Source organism: Cryobacterium sp. M91 (genome assembly GCF_002929615.1).
GTDB lineage: Bacteria > Actinomycetota > Actinomycetes > Actinomycetales > Microbacteriaceae > Cryobacterium > Cryobacterium levicorallinum.
Map to the genome: position 1 here is coordinate 272,216 of NZ_PJJT01000091.1, position 20,792 is coordinate 293,007.

Genomic DNA, 20,792 nt, shown 5'->3' on the forward strand with positions numbered 1-20,792 from the left:
GAGTGCCTCCCGATAATGTACAGCGCTAGAAAGATATTTGTCTACACCAGAAGAATTCAACTCCTAGGGCGTTTCCAGCGCCAACGGCAGTCCCCCCTAGGATGGACCGGACCGGACTGGACGGAACAAACATGGCAAGGGTTCGACTAATTGACGTTGCAGAACTTGCGGGCGTGTCCATGAAGACCGTCTCGAACGTCGTCCACAGCTATCCCCACGTGGCCCCTGCCCTTCGCGAGAAGGTGCAAGCAGCAATCGACCAGCTCGGGTATCGCCCTAACCTGACGGCACGGCGTCTGGCTACCGGGAAAACCGGAATGATCGCCCTGGCCATCCCGGAAATCGACCACCCGTACTTTTCAGAGCTTTCACGTCAAATGGCCGAAGAAGCCACTCGGCGGGGATACCGCGTCATCATCGAGCAGACTTTGAGCGATCCTGATTTGGAGCGCGCGGTACTCAGCGATCGCGAAGCCGGGCTGGTCGACGGCGTGATCTTTCACCCTGTCCGCATGGGGACGATTGACATTGCCAAGCTCGATGCCGGCACTCCACTAGTTTTGCTCGGCGAGGCCGCTATGCCAGTTATGACCGACCACGTGATGATCGACAACGTCTCGGCTGCTCTCGATGCTACGCGGCATCTCCTGGCAAGCGGATGCCGACGCATCGCTTTTCTCGGCGTCATCGCGGCGGACATCACTGGTTCGACAAGTCAGCGTCTTCTTGGCTACCAGCAGGGTCTGCTTGAGGCACGGATTCGATTGGATCCTGAGCTGGTCTTCACCGCGCTGGAATTCACTGCGGAAGCCGGCCTTCGCTCAGTCACTGATGCCATCGAGCGCGGGGTGCGTTTCGACGGCGTGGTCTGCCGCGACGACCGATTCGCGATCGGCGCGCTGAAGGCCCTCCACGATTCTGGGCGATCGGTACCTGAAGATGTGGCCGTGGTCGGCTGGGACAACACCTTCCTGGCTGCCTACACGTCCCCGACACTCACCTCGGTGGCGCCGAAAAAGACCGCACTGGTCGCGGCTGCCTTCGATCTTCTCGAGGAACGCATTGGTGGATACCGGGGCGTCGGCCGACACGTAATCGTGGGGCATTCGCTCGAGGTGCGCGAGAGTGCTCCGCACGCTTTTTAGCGTTTCCAATCTCGCAAAACTTTACAGCGCTGTAATTTATCGGCATGATTGCGGTATGTCGCGTTCTCTCCCGATTTCTGCCAGTGCCCAGGGTGGCGTGTACCCCCGCCCCCAACTTGTCCGCCCTAACTGGCACGACCTCGCCGGCGAGTGGGCATTCGAACACGACGACCAAGACATTGGCGGGAAAGAGCGTTGGTTCGCCAATGCTTCGCACCTTGGCCGGGTCATCAAAGTTCCGTTCCCACCGGAGTCGGAGATGTCCGGCATCAGCGATCCTGGCTTCCACCCTGTCGTCTGGTATTCACGCGTCATTAGCCCGGAAGACGTGGCCGCTAGTGGTCTGTCGCCAGAACGCGACCGGGTGGTATTGCACTTTGGAGCGGTCGACTACCGCGCATCGGTATGGATCGATGGTCAGTTCATCGGGTCACACGAGGGCGGCCAGACGCCCTTCTCCTTTGACGTCACCGAAGCGCTGACGCTCCAAAAGGACTGCGTGCTAGTGGTGCGGGCCGAGGATGACCCTCACGACGTCGCCCAGCCGCGCGGCAAACAGGATTGGCTCGAAGAGCCGCACGTGATTTGGTACCACCGTACGACGGGCATTTGGCAACCGGTCTGGCTTGAGTCCGTACCGGACCAGCGCATCGAGTCACTGGATTGGACCCCGAATGCGCAGGCTGGGAACGTTGAGATCGACGTGGGCTTGGCCCGGCGACCGGCGACCGGCGTAACCGTGCAGGTGGAACTTTCCATCGCGGGCGAAATCCTCGCCAGGCAGTCTTTCCTGACCCTGGAGCCGCGATCTCTAGCAACCATTCAGATTGCGCGACAGGCCAACGGTCAGGCCTTCGAAACTCTGTTGTGGTCGCCGGAAAACCCGCGGCTGATTGACGCGCATGTGTCAATCATTGCTGACGACGGGAGCATCCTCGACGATTCATACTCGTATTTTGGGCTACGCAGCGTCAGCATTGACGGCGGCAGGTTCCTGCTCAACGACCGACCCTATTTCGTGCGATCGGTGCTCGAACAGGGTTACTGGCCACAGTCGCACCTCGCTGCCCCGTCCGCCGAGGCGCTGCGTGACGAGGTGGAGCTCATCAAGGCCCTCGGATTCAACGCAGCAAGAATTCACGAAAAGGTCGAGGACCCCCGCTTTCTTTATTGGGCGGATCGGCTCGGACTTCTCATTTGGGGCGAAATGGGGAGCACCTATGAGTTCTCATCGGCGGCAGTGTCGCGAGTTACCCGCGAATGGACGGATGTGGTGCGCCGCGACCGATCGCATCCGTCAATCGTCACCTGGGTGCCCCTCAACGAAAGCTGGGGTGTTCAACAGATTTCCCACGACGAGGCCCAGTTGAGCTTCGCCCAGTCGCTTTACTTTCTGACTCGCGCGCTCGATCCGAGCCGCCCCGTCATCTCCAATGACGGCTGGGAACACGCCATTTCTGACATTCTCACGATCCACGATTATGCCGGCACGGCCGAACAACTCGACGCCAACTACAAAAACATCGACGCCATCCGCGCCCTCGTTGCGGGCATGGGTCCAGCAGGTCGTCGCCTGCAGCTCATTCCCCGCGAAGTCGAGGGTCAGTCGATTATGGTCACCGAATTCGGCGGGGTCAGCTTCGCGCCCGACGCGGCCGATGACTCCTGGGGCTACACGACAGCAACGAGCCATGAGGACTTCGAAAGTCGAGTGTCAGGTCTCGTGGGCAGCCTTCGGGACAACCCACTACTGTCCGGCTTCTGCTACACCCAGCTGACGGACACAATGCAGGAAACTAACGGGTTGACCGACGCGAACAGGAAGCCCAAACTGCCGATCGCCGTCATTCGCAGCATCGTGTCGGGGAAGGACGCACCTCGCTCCAAGTGACGGCGGTTCTTGGCTACGGTTGCACTGCGTCGCACGTGCGCCAAGCCGCCGACTGGTGACGTAGACAACGGCAATGCCCCGGATACCGCCCAGTTCAGTGAGATCGCTTTCGAGGAATCTGGATAGCGCCGCGAGAGTTCTGGTTGATGTCATGTCCACCCACCAACCAGGCGGATATTTCAGTCAATGAATCGGCCGGCCGTCGCGCCCCACCAGTTCGACGCCACGCCGAATCCAGAAAAACAGGAATGTGGGCAAAGTGTGGGCAAAATCGTCAAGTTCGGTGAGACGTTTCGCCGAGATCGGTCGAAGAATCGACAGGGACAAGCATTTTTAATGGAGCCGCCTGTCAGAATCGAACTGACGACCTTCTCATTACGAGTGACCGATGGGTGCCCGGAAACACGCCTCACGGTGTCAAAATCGTTGATTTTACGGGCTTTTTGGGCTTCACGTGATCACCGAAAACAGCATCATTTCAGTTCAAATGTGGGCAAATTGTGGGCAAGAAAATGATCCATTCACTCGAAAAATTGTGACGTATCAGGACGCCTCTGACAGTTCACTTATCGGGACCCAACACCACATAAGGGTCAGAGAGCTGTTGAGTCATACGGGTCAGTGATGTCCTGACAGATCTCCTTGCGACCATACGCTGGCAGAATCCGCGACAATGGGGGCGTTGTCGTTGTCGACAACGATCCCTCTGCCGCAGGTGTCGGCAGCTCGCCACCCAGAGCGAGGGCGAGACGATTTCACCGCTCAGGACACTCCTCAATATGACCTCGAAATCTGAACCAGCGGACCTGCTCATTTCGATGCCGTCCCCAGCCGATGTCAGTAGCTGCGCCGTTTCTGATCTGGCGCATCTCACCCAGGTTCAGGGCGGTGATCGCAAGGCGTTTGTCGTGCTGTACAACTGCCACGTCCGGGCGGTGTATTGGTTCGCGCTCAAAATGGTTCGGTCTATCGCGGACGCGGAAGACATCACCCAGGACACGTTTGTCATCGCCTGGAGCAAACGGCATGCGATCAGGCCCGTGGACCAGTCCGTTTTGCCGTGGCTTCTCGTGACCGCCCGCTACCTCGGAAACAATCGCATCCGCAGCCGCGCTCGCGACGACCATCACCGCACTGACAGTGATCTCTCGAATTTTCCCGACCCCCAGCACCGTTCGGTCCACGACGAAGTGCAGAGCCGGATGTTGTTGGACGCGATCGACCACGCCGTCGGCCAACTCTCCGAGACGGACCAAACCCTCTACTACCTCTGCATTGACGAAGGCCTGAGCTATGAGCAGGCGGCACGCGCGCTGGGGACGTCCCATGGCGCCGTTCGAAACAGGCTCGCTCGGGTCCGCATCACTCTCCGAGGCAAACTCTCCGCACAGAAAGAAGCGCTCTCATGATCACGACAATTGGTCCATCGGAAACTCAAATCAAGCGGATGCGGGACGACATCGTCAGCAGAATGAGTGAATCGGTGCCGACTCTCGAACACGCAACAGCCCCGCGCCAGTTCATCGGGGCACCAGCACCTGAGCAACTCGTGCGTGCACCTCGAGAATTTCCACACAACGTGCGGCAGCTGCCTAAACGATCCGCCCGAACGCGTCGCGTCTCCGCACTATCGCTCGCCGCGGCAGCCCTGGTCGCCATAGCCATTCTGGGAAATGCCTTCGGATGGGGACCAAACGGGGGTGCATCCGCCGAAGCCTCCAACTTGCTTGAGCAAACGGCCGTCGCAACGATTCAGACGTCGGACCCGGTGGTCGCGCCCGGGCAGTTCCTCCAGATCAGCACTCAGGCGGTCTTCGTTACCTACGCTGTCGGGCCCAACGATGATCCCAAGAATCTGGCCAGCCGATCGGTCTTCTTGACCCCCTCCGCGAGCACTCTGTACATACCGGCGGATAGATCCGGCCAGTGGGTCTGGGAGCGCACCGCCCTCAAGCCCGACACCTTCTTCAGCGAGAAGGCCAGGGAGTACGCCCTTAACAGCTGGGCGCAGCTCAGCCCCGCCGAGCGCACAGAGATCGCCCGAGCCGCGGGCGGCAATTTCGATGGATCACCCTGGACCGCTGAGGACCTTGCAGCTATGCCCAGCGACCCCGCCGCTTTGCTGTCCTACTTTTATATGACCTCCGTAGGCGGGTCGAACTCACCCGAGGAAGACGCGCTGTCCCGAATCTCCGATGTCCTTCGATCCGGGCTGGCACCGGCCGAATTGCGCGCAGCGCTCTACCGGGCCATCGCAATGATTCCCGACGTCACAATCGTCGAACGCTCCGCCACGCTCAACGGACAGGTTGGCGTAGCCATCGGGCGGCAGGACCCGACGCGTGACTTCAGACAGGACCTCATCATCAACCCCGCCACCGGACTATTGATTGGCGAACGCCAAGTGCAGGTCACAGCCGACGCCAACGTGCCGGCGAACACCGTCATCGGCTGGACCTCGGTCACGACCACCGTCGTCGATTCCACGCCGTAGCCGTTCTAAACGACGCCTATCAGCTACTAGAGAGGCATGGAACATGCACTACGGCGCGTCGATGACAGGCCGTAGTGCATTTCTCAAGTTGGATGGTGCCTAACCCGTTGGGGTCAGAGGACTGAGAACCACCGGTCGTAGCTCCATGACCTCAGGGCCTGGATGGCGATTGCCATTGTGGGCACCCGCCTCGACACGACTGGAGACTGCCTTGGGTTCTTCGACCGACCCTCGCCCGGTCATTCGGCGAGTCGCTGCGTCCAGTAACCGGGGCGACGAGACTCGTGAGCATAGGCAAGCACGAATATCCCATCCCCTCCGACGACGTAGACCAGGTTGTACGGAAACTTGCCGAGATGCCATGAGCGCACAATGGGCTCGCGCTGCCGACCCCGGAATGGCGACGCCGCATCCGGCCATTGAAGGATCAATTCAGCAGCGGCCTCTGCTGCATCTGCGAACTCGTCGCCGAGTTTGCCGTGATCGATGGCCGAGTAGCGTTCGTGAGCATCCAGAAACTCGTCACGAGCGTCCGGATGCTCGCGCCAATCGAGAGTCACCGGCGCCGTGAGGCCGATCGTGCCCGCGCGATGGCGATGGTCTCCCGGCCGCTGACCGACTCGACCTTGCCGCTGATGAGTTCGTCAAGTCGGCGGTCGATCACCTCGCCCCAAGCGTCGTCAATCGCAGCCTGGTCTGCCTCATCGACCTGCTGAAGAGCGAGCGCGGCAATCTCGCGCTCGTCAGCATCGAGGGCCTTACCCGCCGCGATGTAAGCCGAGAGCTTCGGTGTCATCTGGCCAGTGTACGACGGCATGCTGACATCAGCCAGTGTCCGAATTTACCGCCCGTGTCGGCGCTGGGCCGCAGCCCGACGCGTCTCGTTAGGAAGAGTGGCGGACTCGTCAGGCAATCACTGGAGTCACTGGACGTTCCAGAGCCGACTCCGCCGCCCAAGTCTCCGACCACGGGATTCACCGAGCACGTGACGTCCGTAAGGGGATGCGCCCGTCAAGTTATTGAGACAATCTGATTGATTTTTCTTCTACGCTGCAGCCGTTTGGCGGGCGTCGCGGTGAGCGGCCAACGCGACCGCAGGTTGGAGCCCTCCGTTGCGTGAATGAGGGCGCCGCCGGTTGTACCAAGATTCGATATATTCCATCACGGCGGTCCTCGCGGCGAGGTGGTTCTCGAACTCGTGCTGGTAATACATTTCGGTCTTCAAATGCGAGAAGAAACTTTCCGCCACCGCGTTGATGCCCCTATGTTGTCAATTCATGCTGCGCGAGGTTTTGGGCTGGTCGGGAAGGGTTTTCAGGATGGTGAAGATTTCGCGTGCGAGGTATCGTTTGTGGCAGCGGATGACGTCTCGCTTGCTTTTCCCTTGTTCGGTGCGGTGCTGTAGGTACTTCTGGGTGGTTTCATCCCACCGAAGTCTCGTCAGCACGATTCGATACAGGGCTGCGTTGGCTTGGCGGTTCCCACCGCGATTGAGGCGCCGCTTCGTCGTTTTCCCTGACGAGAACTCGACCGGGCTGACGCCGCAGAGCGCTGCGAAGGCGGCTTCGTTCTTCATTCTTTCGGGATTGTCGCCGACGGCGATGAGTAGCGCAGCGGCGCTGTCGTAGCCGACACCGGGGCGGTCTAGGAGCTCGGGCGCGCAGGCTGTCACCGTTCGTGTCATGGCCGTTTCCAGGCGGCTGAGCTGCTGAGTGAGGTGGTGGATGCGGGTGGCAAGTTCACTCATGAGCATTCGTTCGACGGTGCTGGGCAGCAGCAGGGCGCAGGCCCGGCTGAGGGCTTTGGTGCTGAGTCCACGGAGCTGATCGCGCAGTGCTGGCTCCGCTCCGACAACGAGGCCTTTGAGCTGGTTGATTGCGGTCGTTCGTGCCTTCACTGCTGACGATTTCACCAACCGCATTTGGCGTAGGTCTTCGGCGGCACCGATACCGGTTTTCGGCGTGGCCAAGGACCGGCCGGCGAGAACTGCCCGGGCCGCAGCTTCAGCGTCAACGGCATCTTTTTTACCGGCTTTGCGCCGCAGCGCTCGGTCTGGTTGATTCACCTCGAACACTGTCACGTTCTGGGTTTGGAGGTACTTCATCAGCGCGAAAACCGTACGAGCCGGTGCATTCGATACCGGCCGCGTTCACGTCCCCGAACCGGTGGGCCCACTCCAAAGTCGCTGCATAGCCATCGCGTGTCGTCGGGAAGCTGTGGGTCGCTAGAAGAACTCCCGTGATCGTCAGGATCGCCGCGACGTGGACATCCTTGTGTGTGTCTACGCCAAGGATCACCCCTTCACCGTGGAGCGCTGGTCGCGACTTTCGGGGGTGATTCAGAACAGATGACCTCATGGCTGCCTTTCGTGGGGGTTGACGAGCAATTCCACGAGAGAAAGTCAGTCAGGACTGTGACGATCCACGCAGGCAGCGAACGCCCACGGAAAGGCCCCTATTGGGACATGGCTGGGCCAGGTGAAATTCAGGCACCAGACCCGGTCGCGGCCGACAGATCAACGCAAGGACACGCCGGCGATGAGGCCGACTGTCAATCCCAACACGGGTCAAGCCGCGACCCGGCCTGATGGGTTGATCGTCTCACAGTCCCAACACAGACCGACGGCTCCCATCGACTGCGTGACCTGGTTCGCGGCGCACCACTTTTGGAACAGGCTCGACGTATATTGCGTGCCACGGTCGGAGTTAAGCCGAATTCGGCTTATCTCCGATGCAAGATCACAGCATACGTCCATCAAATTCACAGAAACCGTCGTTCTTGAGGGACTCGTGGCCTCGATCGGGACGGTCGGTGACGCGTACGATAACGCGGCCGCAGAGACCGTCACGGGGCTCTACAAGAACGAGGCCCTCGCGAAGAACTCCCCCTTCCACACGGGCCCGCTGAAGACCCTCGCCGACGTCGAAGAACTCACCATCGACTGGATCGATTGGTACAACAATCGGCGCCTCCACAGCTCCCTCGGGAACATGCCGCCCGAGGAATATGAAAGCAACTACTACGCTGAAACGAACGGCCCGATAAATATCGAAGCCGCCAACAAAACGGCGGCATGAAAACCGGCACGGTTCAGTTGCAGACGCCCTCAATAACCGTGCACTTAAAACAAATGTGGGCAAATTGGGGCAAATTCGGCGAAACATACCGTTGAGACAGTTTTAGAAGCCCCGTCTGACCGGGAGTTTTAGTGGAGCCGCCTGTCAGAATCGAACTGACGACCTTCTCATTACGAGTGAGATGCTCTACCAACTGAGCTAAGGCGGCGTTACCAGATCACCTCGAAAACCAGTCGGTGACACAGCAGCCAAGCTTAGTCGTTTCTACGAGTGATTCTGTACACCTCGGCGAATGAGGCGTTCACGCACTCCGAAAGCGGGGCCACATCGTCGCCCTCCGCCCAGACCCGCCAGGCATGACGGATCGCCGCGACGGCTACGAGCGTGAACAACAGGGCCCGCTGATTCCGCTCGGCCGGGTCCTCGGCTCGCTCCGGGGCATCCGCTCTGAAACGGCGCTCGATAATCTGCTGCAGCTGGTCCTCGAAGTCGCGCAGGGTCGCCATGCGCATACCGAACAGGTAGGCGTTCTCCTTCATAACCGTGCGGCGCAGCTGGTGAATCTCCCGATCGGCCTCGGTGCGCTGCAGACTCTTGGCGAGCAGCAGGGCCAAATCGGCGAGCACGTCGCTGCTCGGGCCAGCCGCGACAAAGATTTCTATATCTTCAGCGGATGCCATTCCAGGCGCGTCCCCAATTAGGGCGGCGTCTTTCGAAGGGAAATAGTTGAAAAAGGTGCGCGGCGAGATATTGGCGAGGCGGCTGATGTCCTCGACCGTGACGTGCTCAATGCCGCGCTCGCGGGACAGGGTCAGCACGGCGTGTTGGATGGCTCGCCGAGTGGTGAGGCGCTTGCGCTCACGCAGGCCCGGCTGTTCCGTTTCGATCGACATGCCCCAATTGTTCCACAGCGCTCGAACGCCCTTGAGTGGTTAGCACTGCGGGTCGGCGGCCGGCACGATTCCGTCGACGAGATAGGAGTCGACCGCATCATTCACGCAGGAATTCGACTTGTTGTAGGCGGTGTGACCTTCACCGGTGTAGGTCACCAGGGTGCCGCTGTCGAGCTGCTCGGCCAGCTGCTGCGCCCAAACGTAAGGGGTCGCCGGGTCATTGGTGGTGCCGACGACCAGAATCGGCGCCGCGCCCGCCGCGTGGATCTCGTCGCGTTCGCCGGTGAACGTGTATGGCCAGTTGGCGCACCCGATGTCGCCGAAGCTCATGTACGGGCCGATCACCGGGGCAGCTTCGGCGAGTTCGGCGGCCTGGGCGCGCATCGACGCCGGGTCGGCGTTGTAGGCGTAGTCGATGCAGTTGATGGCCATGAATGACTCGGTCGAGTTGTCGGAATAGTTACCGTCGGCATCCCGGCCGTTGTAGGCGTCGGCGAACTGAAAGGCGCCGTCGGCGCTGCCGTGCATGACGGTGTCGAACATGACGCTGAGCTGCGGCCACGCCGTGGCCTGATAAAGCGGATAGATGATCGCCGTGAGCAGCGCGCTCGCGCCGAGCTGACGGCCATCCGTTGCCGTGATCGGGCTCGCGTCAACCGACGCCATGAGCGCCCCGATTGTCGTCAGAGCGTTGTCAACACTGCCCCGGAACGGGCAGTCCTCCCCCGTCACACAGTCGGCGAGGTAGGCGCGCAGCGCATTTTCAAAGCCCACCGCCTGGCTCTTGGTGACCTCGAAGTTGCTCGTCGACGGGTCGACGGCCCCGTCGAGCACGAAGCGCCCGACCTTCTCGGGAAAGAGCTCGGCATAGGTGGCGCCGAGAAAGGTGCCGTAGGAGTAGCCGAGAAAATTAAGCTCAGTATCGCCGAGGGCGGCGCGCAGCAGATCGAGGTCACGGGCGGCGCTCTGCGTGTCGACGGTGCCGAGGAGCGGACCGGTCTCGTCGGCGCAGGCCGCTGCGAAGGCGTCGGACGAAGCTGCAAGCTGCGCGATCCAGGCATCCGTGCCGCGTTTCGCCTCGGTCAGCCCATACAGGTACTCGTCCATCTCGGCGGAGTCGTAGCAGGACACCGCCGAAGAACGGCCCACCCCGCGCGGGTCGAATCCGACGATATCGAAGCTCGCCTGCAGTTTTTTGTCGGTGGCGTAGTCGAGGGAATCCGCGACAAAATCGTAGCCGGAACCGCCGGGTCCGCCGGGGTTCACCAGCAGGGAACCAATGCGATCGTTCCCGGTGGCCACGTGGCGCACGAGGGCGAGCGAGATCTCCCCGGCGGCCGGATCGCCATAGGAGAGCGGGGCGGACGCCTCCGCACACTGCAGGCCGTCGCCGCAGCCGTCCCACTGCAGCACCTGGCTGTAGAACGGGGCGAGGTCGCTGTCAACCTGTTCGCCGGTAGGCGTGGACTCGGCCGGGCCAGCATCCGTCGCAAACCAGGCGGAGCATCCGCTCAAAATAAGCGTGAGCGCCAGTGCGGCGGCCGTGGCGCTCAGTGCGAGGATACTGCGGTTCAACGGATTTCCTCTTTCCTGAAGCGGATGCTGCGGCTCACGCTACCGAAAGCGGCTGGGAGTCCCTGTGGGGGACGTCGCTGTGTCATTGGTTTCGACGTCACTGGTTTCGACGTCGTTGGTTTCGACGTCATTGGTTTCGACGTCACTGGGGGCGGCGGATCGCCGACACCAGCATCGCCTCGAGCGCGAGCGCGGGCGCGACGTTGCCCTGGATACGCTGGCGGGCCACGGCGATCGCGTCCATGGTGGCGACGGTGGCCGCCGGAGCGCTGGCCGCACTCGCGGTGCGCAGTTCGGCGAGCAGCTCGAGATTGATCACCGCTTGGTCCCGGCCCAGCTGCACCATCATCACGTCACGGTAGAGCGAGGCGAGGTCGACCAGGATGCGGTCGATGCCGTCGCGCAGGCTGCGCACGGCCCGACGCTTCTGGTCGTCTTCGAGGGCCTTGATCTGGCTGCGCAGCCCCGGCGGTACCGACTGGCCAGCCTCGACCCCGAGAGAGCGCAGCATGCCGTCGCGCTCGGCGGCATCCAGCTCGAGGGTGATGGCCTTGGCGTCGTCGCCGGCGATGGCAAGCAGCCGCGCGGCAGCGTTGACGGCCGATGACACCGAACGGATGCCGAGGGCCGTGCGCAGGGTTTCCTCGCGTCTGGCCCGGGCGTCGGCATTGGTGGCGAGCCGCTTGGCCATGCCGATGTGGCTCTGGGCGAGGCGGGCGCTGAGTTCGGCGATGACCGGGTCGACACCGTTGCGGCGCACCAGCAGGTCGGCCACGTCGGCGACGCTTGGCATGCGCAGGCGCACGGTGCGTACGCGTGAGCGGATGGTGGGGAGCAGGTCGGCCTCGCTGGGCGCGCACAGAATCCACACGGTGCGTTCGGGCGGCTCTTCGAGGGCTTTCAGCAGCACGTTGGAGGTGCGCTCGACCATGCGGTCGGCGTCTTCGACCACGACGACGCGGTAGCGGCCGACCGAGGGCGAGTACTGCGAGCGGGCGACGGCTTCCTTGACGGATTCCATTTTGATGATGACGCCCTCGGTGGCGAGCACGCTGAGGTCTGGATGGGTGCGGGCCTCGACCTGGCGGGCCGCGGCGAGGTCTTCGGCGGGGGTGCCCGGGCTGAGCAGGGCTGCGGCGAAGGCGAATGCGAGGTTCGAGCGGCCGGACCCGGGTGGCCCGGTGATGAGCCAGGCGTGCGTCATCGAGTTGGACTCGGCGGAGCTGCTGCTGTCACTGGCGGAGGGCACCCGCTGCGCCGCCGCCCTGAAGATGGCGATTGCGTCGGCCTGTCCCGTTAGGTTGTCCCACACTGCCATGAGTCAAGGGTAACCCGCCCCACCGACACCGCCCGCGCCCGCGTGCGCGCGCTCGGGCCCGGGCCCGGGCCCGGAAGGTGGGCGACTGGTAGATCCTGGGCCCGGTTGCGGAAGCCACGAGGTCACGACCGACTCAAGATGAGAACCCTCTCATGCTGCTCTGCGTGAGAACCTTCGTCGAGGCCCCAGACTAGAACAATGCAGACTTTCTGGAAGGTGGCGCTCGGTGCCGCGATTGTGGCCGCCCTCGGCGCCGGATCGGCGGGTGCCGTCGCGATGACGTCCGCTCTCACTATCACCGACCAGCCCGGGCTGGTTCAGCGAATCGATCCCGTGGGAACCGACTCTGACTCGAGCACGACCGATGCGGATACCACGCCCAAAATCGCATCGACGCCCACGCCCACTTCGACCGCCACCGCTGATGTTCCGGTCGCCCCGCCCGTCGCTGTTCCCCCGGCCGGATCACAGACCATCGACGACGACGTTGACGAAATTGACGTCGTAGACGTCGTAGACAACGTGGACGACGTAGACAACGCAGACAACGTTGACAACGTTGACGACGACGTTGACGACGACGACGACGACGTTGACGTTGACGTTGACGACGACTGAACCCGGCGGGTCGCGTCCGCTGGAACAGGCGCCGGAGATTCTCGAGGCCGTCGCAGAGTCGCTCGGAATGACCCTGGTACGGCTGCACCGGTTCAGCATCGAAACGACCGCTCGCGGCTTCACTGCCGGGTACACGATCGAGCTGGATCCCGGCACCCAGACGACCGAGTCCCACACCGTCTACCTCGAATCGAATCCGACCAAACGTGACCGGCCCGGCGTGCTCGCCTTCCGTGACGAGCAAACCGGCGAAACCGTGGCCGCTTGGCTGTACCCGAACGATCCCGAGCTGCCGGCCCTGGCCGCGGCGGTCTACCCGGACGCCGCACAGGTTCTGCTCGCCCGGCTCGGCCTGCACGCGAGCAGCCTCGTCGTCACCATCGCGGCCTATCGGCCAGGAAAACGCGCCGTTGTGCGTATGGTCGCTCCCGAGTTCACGGTGTATTTCAAAGTCGTTCGCCCGGCCGCCGCAGGGCCGCTTCATGCTCGCCACGTGTTCTGGGGAGCCGCCGGCGTTCCGGTACCGCGCAGCCGCGGCTGGAGCGCCGACGGATTCATCGCCCTGGAGTCCGTTCACGGTGTCGAAGCGAGCCAGGTGGTCGCGCAATTCTCGCCCGAACCTTTCCTCGACGAGCTCGATCGGATCACAACAGAAATCGGCCTGATCGAGAGTTCCGGCCCAGCACGAGTGTCGCTGTCAGCACGCCTGCCCTGGTACGTGCAGCGGACCGGTTCTCTGCTGCCGGCCGAATCGCCCAGGATCACCGCCCTCGGCGCTGCCATAGAACGGATGCGCGCGGCCGCGATTCCCGCCGCCCCCGTCACCGTGCACGGCGACCTGCACCTGGGGCAGATCTTTCTGGACCCCGACACTCTCGACTCCCCACGCATCTCCGGCGTGCTCGACATCGACACGGCCGGGCTCGGCGACCCGGCCGACGATGCCGCTGCGCTCTACGCGCACCTGGTCGTGAGCGCCCTGCACCACGACGACCACTCCAATCCCGAATCCGCCGAAGGCTGCCGCGTCCTGGCTGCCCGCGCCCGCAGCCGGTGGCCTCGCCGCGGCGAGCAGTTTCTCAACCGGGCGCGGTACATCGCGGCAACCCACCTGCTTGGGCACGTGTTGACCCCGGGTGCACACAGCGCGACATTGCTCGGCGCGGCCACCGAACTCGTCGTCGACCCCGCCTCAGCCTGAGACCAGCGGATGCCTTCGACCAAGATGAGAGTCCTCTCACGCCGGACTCCGAGGCTTCTCATACTGGGGCAGGAATCTTGAAGTAACAGCAGACGAGCACAGGCTCGACCCGCCAACGACAAGGAGACACCATGAACCCCAAGATGACAGCCAAGAAGCGTTGGATTGCTATGGGCGCCGGATCCGCACTCGGTATCGGACTGCTCGCCGGCGGTGCCGTGACCGCAGCGAACGCCTTCGAGATTGAGGACAGTTCGGGAAGCTCGATCGGTGTGCAGCCGGTGAGCTCCATCTCGACGAGCACGGCGATTCCATTCAGCACGGCGAGTGTCTCGACATTCGACGACTCGGTGTCCCTCTCGAGCGATGACTCCTCCAACACCTCGTCCAACTCATCCGACAACTCAAGCAACGACACAAGCAACGACTCGTCGAGCGGCTCGAGCACCGTGAGTGTCGTGTCGGCGGTCTCAGCCGTTTCGGTGGTTTCAGTCGTCTCGGTCGTGACCCCGGTGTCCGCACCGTCCGTCGCGAGCCCGGTGTCTGCCGCCTCGGTTGCCTCGCCGGCCAGCCCGGCATCGGTGCAGAGCCCCGCGTCCGTCGACTAAGCAGAGCGTCGCGGCTCAGATCGAACAACGAGCAGCAGAAAGCCCGGGCCCGCGCCCGGGCTTTCTGCTTCCCCGAGCGGGATTACTTGAGCCGATATCCCATGCCGCGCACCGTCTCAATGCGTTCCGGCCCGAACTTCGCCCGAAGATATCGCACGTACACGTCAACGACGTTGGAACCTGGATCGAAGTCGTAACCCCATACCCGGCTCAACAGCTGCTCACGGCTGAGTACCTGGTCGGGGTGCCGCAGAAAGTCTTCAGCGAGGGCAAACTCCCGGGCCGACAGTTCCACGGTGCGCTCCCCCACCGTTGCACGGCGGGTGCGCAGGTCGAGGGCGAGCTCCCCATAGGCCAGCCTCGTCGGCGAGCTCTGTTCGGCATCTCGCAGTCTTAAGCGGATGCGCGCCAGCAGCTCATCAAATTTGAACGGTTTCGCGAGATAGTCATCGGCACCACCATCGAGGCCGGCGACCATGTCGCTGGTCGTCGACCGAGCGGTCAACATGATGATCGGCAGCGGCAGCCGTTCGGCCCTGATCCGTTTCATCACCTCGAAGCCATCTATGCTCGGCAGTCCAACGTCAAGCAGTAGCAGGTCGAAGGTGCCGGACTGGGCATAGCTCACGGCGTCGAGCCCGTCATCGACCACGGTCGAGGAATAGCCGGCGGCCCTCAGGCCCTTGCTCACGAACAGAGCGATTCGAGCCTCGTCCTCCGCGATGAGGATGCTGGTCATGTCGCGGCCACCACATCAACGGCGCGGCGCGGCACCAGGATGCCGAACCGGGATCCGTCGGGCGACGTCACCAGGTCGACATAGCCGCCGTGCGCCCGCGCGATAGCGTCGACGATCGGCAGCCCGAGGCCGGAACCTTCGACACCACGCCCGGAATCGACACGGCCGAACCGTTCAAAAATGCGGGCCTTGGCCTCCGTCGGAATGCCGGGGCCGCTGTCGCGGATCCAGAATTCCACCGCTTCCGCGTGTTCGGTGCTGCCTATCTCGATGGTCGTGCCGGAAGCTGAGTGTTTGGCGGCATTGTTCGCCAGCTGCAGGAACGCCTGAGTGAGCCGGGCCGGATCGACCGGCACGACAACGTGCGCGCGCTCGGCCAGAATCCAGACGTGGTCGGGCAGCGCACTAACCTTGAGGAAGAACTGCTCGGTGAGGTCGCCGGCATCCGTTGGCACCCGCTGCAGATTGCCGCGCTGGGCGTTGGCGAGCGACTCGATGTCGTCGATGAGTCCGGTCATCCGGTCGAGTTCGTCAAGGGCAATTTCCCGAGCGGATGCGACATCGTCGGGATTGCGCGGATCCAGCAGCTCAAGATGGCCGCGCACGATGGTGATCGGAGTCTTGAGCTCGTGGCGCACATCCTCGAGCAGCTGTCGCTGCGCGGTCAGCGACTCGTCAAGACGCTCGAGCATGTCATTGACCGTTCCGGTGAGCTCAGAGATGTCGTCATGGCCGATCACCGGGATGCGCTCGTGCAGGTCGGTTGCGGTGATCCGCGACGCGGCGGCCTGCAGCTGGCGCACCGGTCGCAGCAGGCGGCCGGCGACGAACCATCCGACCAGCCCGACCGCCACGAGCGCCGCAGCCGCGACGGCCGCATAGATGCGAAAAGCGCTCGTCAACTCTCCGAGCTCGGCGTCCAAATCAAAAGCGGTGACGAAAATTCCCGCTTCCCCGCTAGCCTCCACCGTCACCGGCGCGGCGATATACCGCAGGTTGCCGAGTTCGGAGACGGCAGTGCCGCGCACGACATTGACACCGGCCACTTCATCGAGAATGCGCAGGATGAACCCGGCATCATCCTCCAGGTGGAAGGACAACTCGGTGCCGGGGATCAGTGCCGGGACGCCATCGATGATTCCGAGGGTGCTCTCGTTGGGGCTCGGAACGAGTCGGGCCATGACCGCTTGCAATGCCTCCCGGGTAGACGGGTAGCTCGCGCCGGACGCCTCCGGCAATGCCTCGACCTCGTTGAGGTTGGTAGTCGGCACGCCGGTGACGATGAAGCGCACGCTCTCGACGCTCGTCGCGAGGCGAGCGTCGATGTCGCGCAGGGCGCGGTCGCGTTGCACGAGATAGGCCGTGCCGCCCGCGACGGCCAGGCCGAGGCCGGCTACGACGAGAATGGCGGCGAGGATGCGCACCCGCACCGACCAGCCGGATCGCACAGCGGACGAGGCAGTCGAGGTCATAGCTTCAGTATCCCTTAGAGAGTTGCCACCCCGCCCACGTTTGGGGCCCGGGCGCCGACCGTGGGCCCAGTTATAAACCGGGCCCGGGTTCCGGGCCCGGAACGCTAGAGGAGGGTGGAAACTCGAGCTCGGATGATGGCGGCGACCTCGGCGGCGGGGGCCGCAGCATCCACTACCAGAAACCGGGCGGGCTCGGCAGCGGCCAGCTCGAGAAAAGCGGCGCGCACGCGGGCGTGAAAGTCGTTCTTCTCGGCCTCGAGCCGGTCGAAGACCTTGTCGTCGGCTTCGAGGCGGGCCCGGGCGGCGCGCGAGTCGAGGTCGAGCAGCACGGTCAGATCGGGCAGAAGCCCCTCGGCGGCCCAAAGCGACAGGTCCCGCACCTCGGTGGCGCCGAGCACCCGGCCCGCTCCCTGGTAGGCGACCGAGGAGTCGAGGTAGCGGTCCTGCACGATGACATCGCCGCGGGCGAGCGCCGGCCGCAGCTTCGTACCGACGTGCTGGGCCCGGTCTGCGGCGTAGAGCAGGGCTTCGGCGCGCGGATCCACCTCGCCGCGGTGGTGCAGTACGATCTCGCGAATCGCGACCCCGACATCCGTTCCGCCGGGCTCGCGGGTGCGCACGACGGTGCGCCCCCGCTCCTCAAGCCAGTTGGTGAGCAGGAGCGCCTGCGTGGTCTTGCCTGATCCATCGCCGCCTTCCAGGGTGATGAAGAGGCCGGTCACGGCGCAATCGTGGTGGTCGAGACCGCGTCAGCGGCAGAGCTGGCCGACTTCTTCACTGGCGCTTTCCTGGCGGCGGGCTTTTTGACCGCGGCCTTCTTGACCGGAGCCACTGGTGTGCCGGCCAACGCTGCTTTGGCCGCCGCGTTCGCGGCACGGGTCGCAGCAGCCTTCTTGGCGGTGGCAGCCTTCGCTGCTGCCGTCGGCGCCTTCTTCACGGCCGGCTTCTTGACGGCGGCCTTCTTGGCCGGCGCCTTCTTGCGAGGAGCCGCCGGCCCCTTGGCCCGCTTGTCAGCGAGCAGCTGCACGGCCCGCTCGAAGTCGATCTCCTCGATGTCCTCCGACTTGGGAATCGTCGCGTTGGTGACCCCGTCGGTCACATACGCGCCGAACCGCCCGTCCTTGATCTTGATCGCCTTGCCACTTTCGGGGTCGGGCGCTTCGAATTCCTTCAGGGCGCTCGAGGCACGGCGGGCGCCATACTTCGGCTGGGCGTACAGCTCGATCGCACCGGGCAGGTCGATGTCGAAGATCTGGTCTTCGCTCGTGAGCGACCGGGTGTCGATGCCCTTCTTCAGGTACGGCCCGAACTTGCCGTTCTGGGCCAGAATCTCGGTGCCGGTCTCCGGGTCGAGCCCCACCATGCGCGGCAGGGCGAGCAGGCGCAGCGCGGTTTCCAGGTCGACGGTGGCCAGATCCATCGATTTGAAAATGGATGCTGTGCGCGGCTTGTCAGCAGCGGCCACCTTCTTGACGGCCGGCTTGCGCTTCGGCTTAGTCACCGTGACCTCGCCGGTTGCGGGGTCGATCGTTTCCACGGGAACAGCCACGACGACCGGAACAACCGGCTCGTCCGGAGCTGGCGCGAGCTCGGTGACATACGGGCCGAAGCGGCCGTCCTTGGCGACGATCTCCTTGCCGTTCTCCGGGTTGAGTCCGATCACACGGTCGGTGACGACCGGGGCGTCGATGAGTTCGCGGGCCTTCGCCGCGGTCAACTCGTCGGGAGCGAGTTCCGGCGGAATGTTCACCCGGCGGGGCGGGGCATCCGCTTCAGCATCGGGGTCGATGACCTCGAGGTAGGGGCCGTACTTGCCGATGCGCAGGGTGATGTCATCGCTGATGGTGACCGAGTTGATCACCCGCGGGTCGATCTCACCGAGGTTGTCGATGACCTGGCGCAGGCCGCGATGCTTATCGCTGCCGAAGTAGAAGCTGTTGAGCCAGTCCAGACGGTTGGCTTCGCCGCCGGCGATGCGGTCGAGGTCGTCCTCCATCTCGGCGGTGAAGTCGTATTCGACCAAGTCTCCGAAGAATTCTTCGAGAAGGCGCACGACCGAGAAGGCGATCCAGTTCGGAACTAGCGACTGACCGCGCGGCGTGACGTAGCCACGCTCCGTAATGGTCGAGATGATGGACGCGAAAGTCGAGGGGCGGCCAATGCCGAGCTCTTCGAGCTTCTTGACCAGGCTGGCCTCGGTGTAGCGGGCGGCCGGGGTGGTCTCGTGGCCCTTGGCCTCGAGGTCGAGCAGCGCCAAGGTCTGGCCCTCTTCGAGTGGCGGCAGCTTGGAATCGGTCGCATCCGTCGACGCGTTGCGCTCTTCGTCCTTGGACTCTTCGTAGGCGAGCATGAAGCCGCGGAAGGTGATGACGGTTCCGCTGGCCGAGAACTCGGCGAGCGCGCCCGAGGCTGCGGGGTGCTCCGACGTGCCGGTCGGGCCGGCGGCGATGGTCACCGAGGCGGTCAAACCGGTGGCGTCCTTCATCTGCGAGGCGACGGTGCGCTTCCAGATGAGGTCATAGAGCTTGAAGTCGTTGCCACGCAGGCTCGACGCGAGCGAGGTCGGGGTGCGGAAGGTGTCGCCGGAGGGGCGAATTGCCTCGTGCGCTTCCTGCGCATTCTTGCTCTTGCCCTTGTAGGCGCGCGGGGCATCCGGAACCGTTTCAGCGCCGTAGAGCGCGGCCGCCTGGGTGCGGGCAGCGGTGAGAGCCTGCTGCCCGAGCGACGGCGAGTCGGTACGCATATAGGTGATGTACCCGTTTTCGTACAGCGACTGCGCGACGCTCATGGTCTGCCGGGCGGTGAAGCGCAGCTTTCGCGCAGCTTCCTGCTGCAGGGTCGAGGTCGTGAATGGTGCGGCGGGGCTGCGACGGTACGGCTTGGAAGTGACCTTGGTGACCTCGAGCTTGACGTCCGGGCTCTTCAGAGCGATCGTCAGTGCCTGAGCAGCGGACGCGTCGAGGGTGATGGCCTTCACGGTCGGCTTGAGCGCACCCGAATCGTCGAAATCGCCACCGGTGGCGATGCGCTCACCGTTCAGACGCACGAGCTTCGCGTCAAAGGCTTGGTCTGTTTCTGAAGCGGATGCCGCCAGTCGCGCCAGCAGATCCCAGTAGCCGGCGGAGACGAACGCGAGGCGCTCCTTCTCCCGGTCGACGACGAGGCGGGTCGCGGCGCTCTGCACGCGGCCAGCGGAGAGGCCCGGGCCGACCTTGCGCCAGAGCACCGGGGAGATCTCGTAGCCGTAGATGCGGTCGAGGATGCGCCGGGTTTCCTGCGCGTCGACGAGGGCGGTATCGAGGTCGCGAGTATTGTCCTTGGCAGCGAGGATGGCGTCCTTGGTGATCTCGTGGAACACCATGCGCTTGACCGGAACCTTGGGCTGCAGCACCTGCAGCAGGTGCCAGGCGATGGCCTCGCCTTCGCGGTCCTCATCAGTTGCGAGCAAGAGTTCGTTCGCATTCTTGAGGGCACGCTTGAGTTCGCTGACGGTCTTCTTCTTGGCGTCGGAGACCACGTAGTACGGTTCGAAACCGTTTTCCACATCGACCGAGAATCGGCCGAGCGCACCCTTCTTAAGTTCCGGCGGCAGGTTTTTCGGCTCGATCAAGTCGCGAATATGACCGACCGAAGACAAAACTTCATAGCCGTCGCCGAGATACGCGGCGATCGACTTCATCTTGGTCGGTGATTCAACAATGACCAGCTTCTTAGTGCCTGGCACCAGACTCCTCTTTATAGGTAGTGGCCAAATGATGGGC

19 protein-coding genes, 1 tRNA gene and 1 pseudogene are annotated in these 20,792 nt (G+C 63.4%); 8 read left to right on the forward strand and 13 right to left on the reverse strand.

Annotated features, from left to right (window positions below):
• Positions 1-131 precede the first annotated feature (131 nt).
• The 4 genes from CXY80_RS18595 to CXY80_RS18610 all read left to right on the forward strand — a co-directional run bounded on the left by CXY80_RS18595 (position 132) and on the right by CXY80_RS18610 (position 5,530).
• Entirely contained in the window at positions 132-1,145 is a 1,014-nt protein-coding gene (locus CXY80_RS18595; RefSeq protein WP_104133346.1) for a LacI family DNA-binding transcriptional regulator, read from the forward strand.
• 55 nt (positions 1,146-1,200) lie between these two features.
• Positions 1,201-3,036 (forward strand): glycoside hydrolase family 2 protein, encoded by a 1,836-nt coding sequence (locus CXY80_RS18600; protein WP_104133347.1) that lies wholly within the window; start codon positions 1,201-1,203, stop codon positions 3,034-3,036.
• Between the two features lie 779 nt (positions 3,037-3,815).
• A complete protein-coding gene (locus CXY80_RS18605; RefSeq protein ID WP_199182295.1) occupies positions 3,816-4,445 on the forward strand; it encodes an RNA polymerase sigma factor in 630 nt (209 codons plus the stop codon).
• A complete protein-coding gene (locus CXY80_RS18610) occupies positions 4,442-5,530 on the forward strand; it encodes a CU044_5270 family protein (RefSeq protein ID WP_104133348.1) in 1,089 nt (362 codons plus the stop codon). The genes CXY80_RS18605 and CXY80_RS18610 overlap by 4 nt, the downstream gene beginning before the upstream one ends.
• Before the next feature lie 239 nt (positions 5,531-5,769).
• Here CXY80_RS18610 and CXY80_RS18615 read toward each other — a convergent pair whose 3' ends face one another.
• The 5 genes and pseudogenes from CXY80_RS18615 to CXY80_RS20875 form a co-directional block, all read right to left on the reverse strand.
• Positions 5,770-6,090, reverse strand: coding sequence for a hypothetical protein (locus CXY80_RS18615; protein WP_092449773.1), 321 nt, complete (start codon positions 6,088-6,090; stop codon positions 5,770-5,772).
• The gene (locus tag CXY80_RS18620; RefSeq protein WP_134468324.1) at positions 6,087-6,326 is read right to left on the reverse strand and encodes an addiction module protein; all 240 of its coding nucleotides are present in this window, start codon (positions 6,324-6,326) and stop codon (positions 6,087-6,089) included. Before CXY80_RS18620 ends, CXY80_RS18615 begins: the two co-directional genes overlap by 4 nt.
• 249 nt (positions 6,327-6,575) lie before the next feature.
• Positions 6,576-6,785 (reverse strand): annotated as a pseudogene (locus tag CXY80_RS18625) (IS3 family transposase); the annotation flags it as partial.
• Between the two features lie 15 nt (positions 6,786-6,800).
• Entirely contained in the window at positions 6,801-7,634 is an 834-nt protein-coding gene (locus CXY80_RS18630) for a transposase (protein ID WP_199182296.1), read from the reverse strand.
• The gene (locus CXY80_RS20875) at positions 7,555-7,887 is read right to left on the reverse strand and encodes a transposase (RefSeq protein WP_369828726.1); all 333 of its coding nucleotides are present in this window, start codon (positions 7,885-7,887) and stop codon (positions 7,555-7,557) included. The genes CXY80_RS18630 and CXY80_RS20875 overlap by 80 nt, the downstream gene beginning before the upstream one ends.
• Positions 7,888-8,319: 432 nt before the next feature.
• On the opposite strand from CXY80_RS20875, the gene CXY80_RS19605 reads away from it, so the two are divergent.
• Positions 8,320-8,607 carry an integrase core domain-containing protein gene (locus tag CXY80_RS19605; RefSeq protein ID WP_158251707.1) on the forward strand — a complete coding sequence of 96 codons (288 nt, stop codon included), beginning with the start codon at positions 8,320-8,322 and terminating at the stop codon, positions 8,605-8,607.
• Positions 8,608-8,739: 132 nt separating this feature from the next.
• On the opposite strand, the gene CXY80_RS18640 is transcribed toward CXY80_RS19605, so the two are convergent.
• The 4 genes from CXY80_RS18640 to CXY80_RS18655 form a co-directional block, all read right to left on the reverse strand.
• Positions 8,740-8,815, reverse strand: a tRNA-Thr gene (locus CXY80_RS18640).
• Positions 8,816-8,861: 46 nt separating this feature from the next.
• Entirely contained in the window at positions 8,862-9,500 is a 639-nt protein-coding gene (locus tag CXY80_RS18645) for a TetR/AcrR family transcriptional regulator (RefSeq protein ID WP_104133352.1), read from the reverse strand.
• 39 nt (positions 9,501-9,539) lie between these two features.
• Positions 9,540-11,075, reverse strand: coding sequence for an alpha/beta hydrolase (locus tag CXY80_RS18650; RefSeq protein WP_104133353.1), 1,536 nt, complete (start codon positions 11,073-11,075; stop codon positions 9,540-9,542).
• A gap of 142 nt (positions 11,076-11,217) precedes the next feature.
• Complete coding sequence (locus CXY80_RS18655; protein ID WP_092449764.1) at positions 11,218-12,393, reverse strand: DNA polymerase III subunit delta'; 1,176 nt, start codon at positions 12,391-12,393, stop codon at positions 11,218-11,220.
• A 198-nt stretch (positions 12,394-12,591) separates the two neighbouring features.
• Between CXY80_RS18655 and CXY80_RS18660 the strand changes: the two genes are divergently transcribed.
• From CXY80_RS18660 to CXY80_RS18670, 3 genes are all read left to right on the forward strand, one after another.
• Positions 12,592-13,011, forward strand: a complete 420-nt coding sequence (locus CXY80_RS18660) for a hypothetical protein (protein WP_104133354.1) — start codon at positions 12,592-12,594, stop codon at positions 13,009-13,011.
• Entirely contained in the window at positions 12,998-14,212 is a 1,215-nt protein-coding gene (locus CXY80_RS18665) for a phosphotransferase family protein (protein ID WP_158251708.1), read from the forward strand. Before CXY80_RS18660 ends, CXY80_RS18665 begins: the two co-directional genes overlap by 14 nt.
• Before the next feature lie 131 nt (positions 14,213-14,343).
• Complete coding sequence (locus tag CXY80_RS18670; protein WP_092449758.1) at positions 14,344-14,820, forward strand: hypothetical protein; 477 nt, start codon at positions 14,344-14,346, stop codon at positions 14,818-14,820.
• Between the two features lie 82 nt (positions 14,821-14,902).
• Here CXY80_RS18670 and CXY80_RS18675 read toward each other — a convergent pair whose 3' ends face one another.
• The 4 genes from CXY80_RS18675 to topA all read right to left on the reverse strand — a co-directional run bounded on the left by CXY80_RS18675 (position 14,903) and on the right by topA (position 20,755).
• Positions 14,903-15,559 (reverse strand): response regulator transcription factor, encoded by a 657-nt coding sequence (locus tag CXY80_RS18675; protein WP_104133357.1) that lies wholly within the window; start codon positions 15,557-15,559, stop codon positions 14,903-14,905.
• Positions 15,556-17,031 (reverse strand): cell wall metabolism sensor histidine kinase WalK, encoded by a 1,476-nt coding sequence (locus CXY80_RS18680; protein WP_104133358.1) that lies wholly within the window; start codon positions 17,029-17,031, stop codon positions 15,556-15,558. Before CXY80_RS18680 ends, CXY80_RS18675 begins: the two co-directional genes overlap by 4 nt.
• A 104-nt stretch (positions 17,032-17,135) precedes the next feature.
• Positions 17,136-17,753 (reverse strand): dTMP kinase, encoded by a 618-nt coding sequence (tmk, locus tag CXY80_RS18685; RefSeq protein ID WP_104133359.1) that lies wholly within the window; start codon positions 17,751-17,753, stop codon positions 17,136-17,138.
• The gene (gene topA / locus CXY80_RS18690) at positions 17,750-20,755 is read right to left on the reverse strand and encodes a type I DNA topoisomerase (RefSeq protein WP_092449750.1); all 3,006 of its coding nucleotides are present in this window, start codon (positions 20,753-20,755) and stop codon (positions 17,750-17,752) included. The genes tmk and topA overlap by 4 nt, the downstream gene beginning before the upstream one ends.
• Positions 20,756-20,792 lie beyond the last annotated feature (37 nt).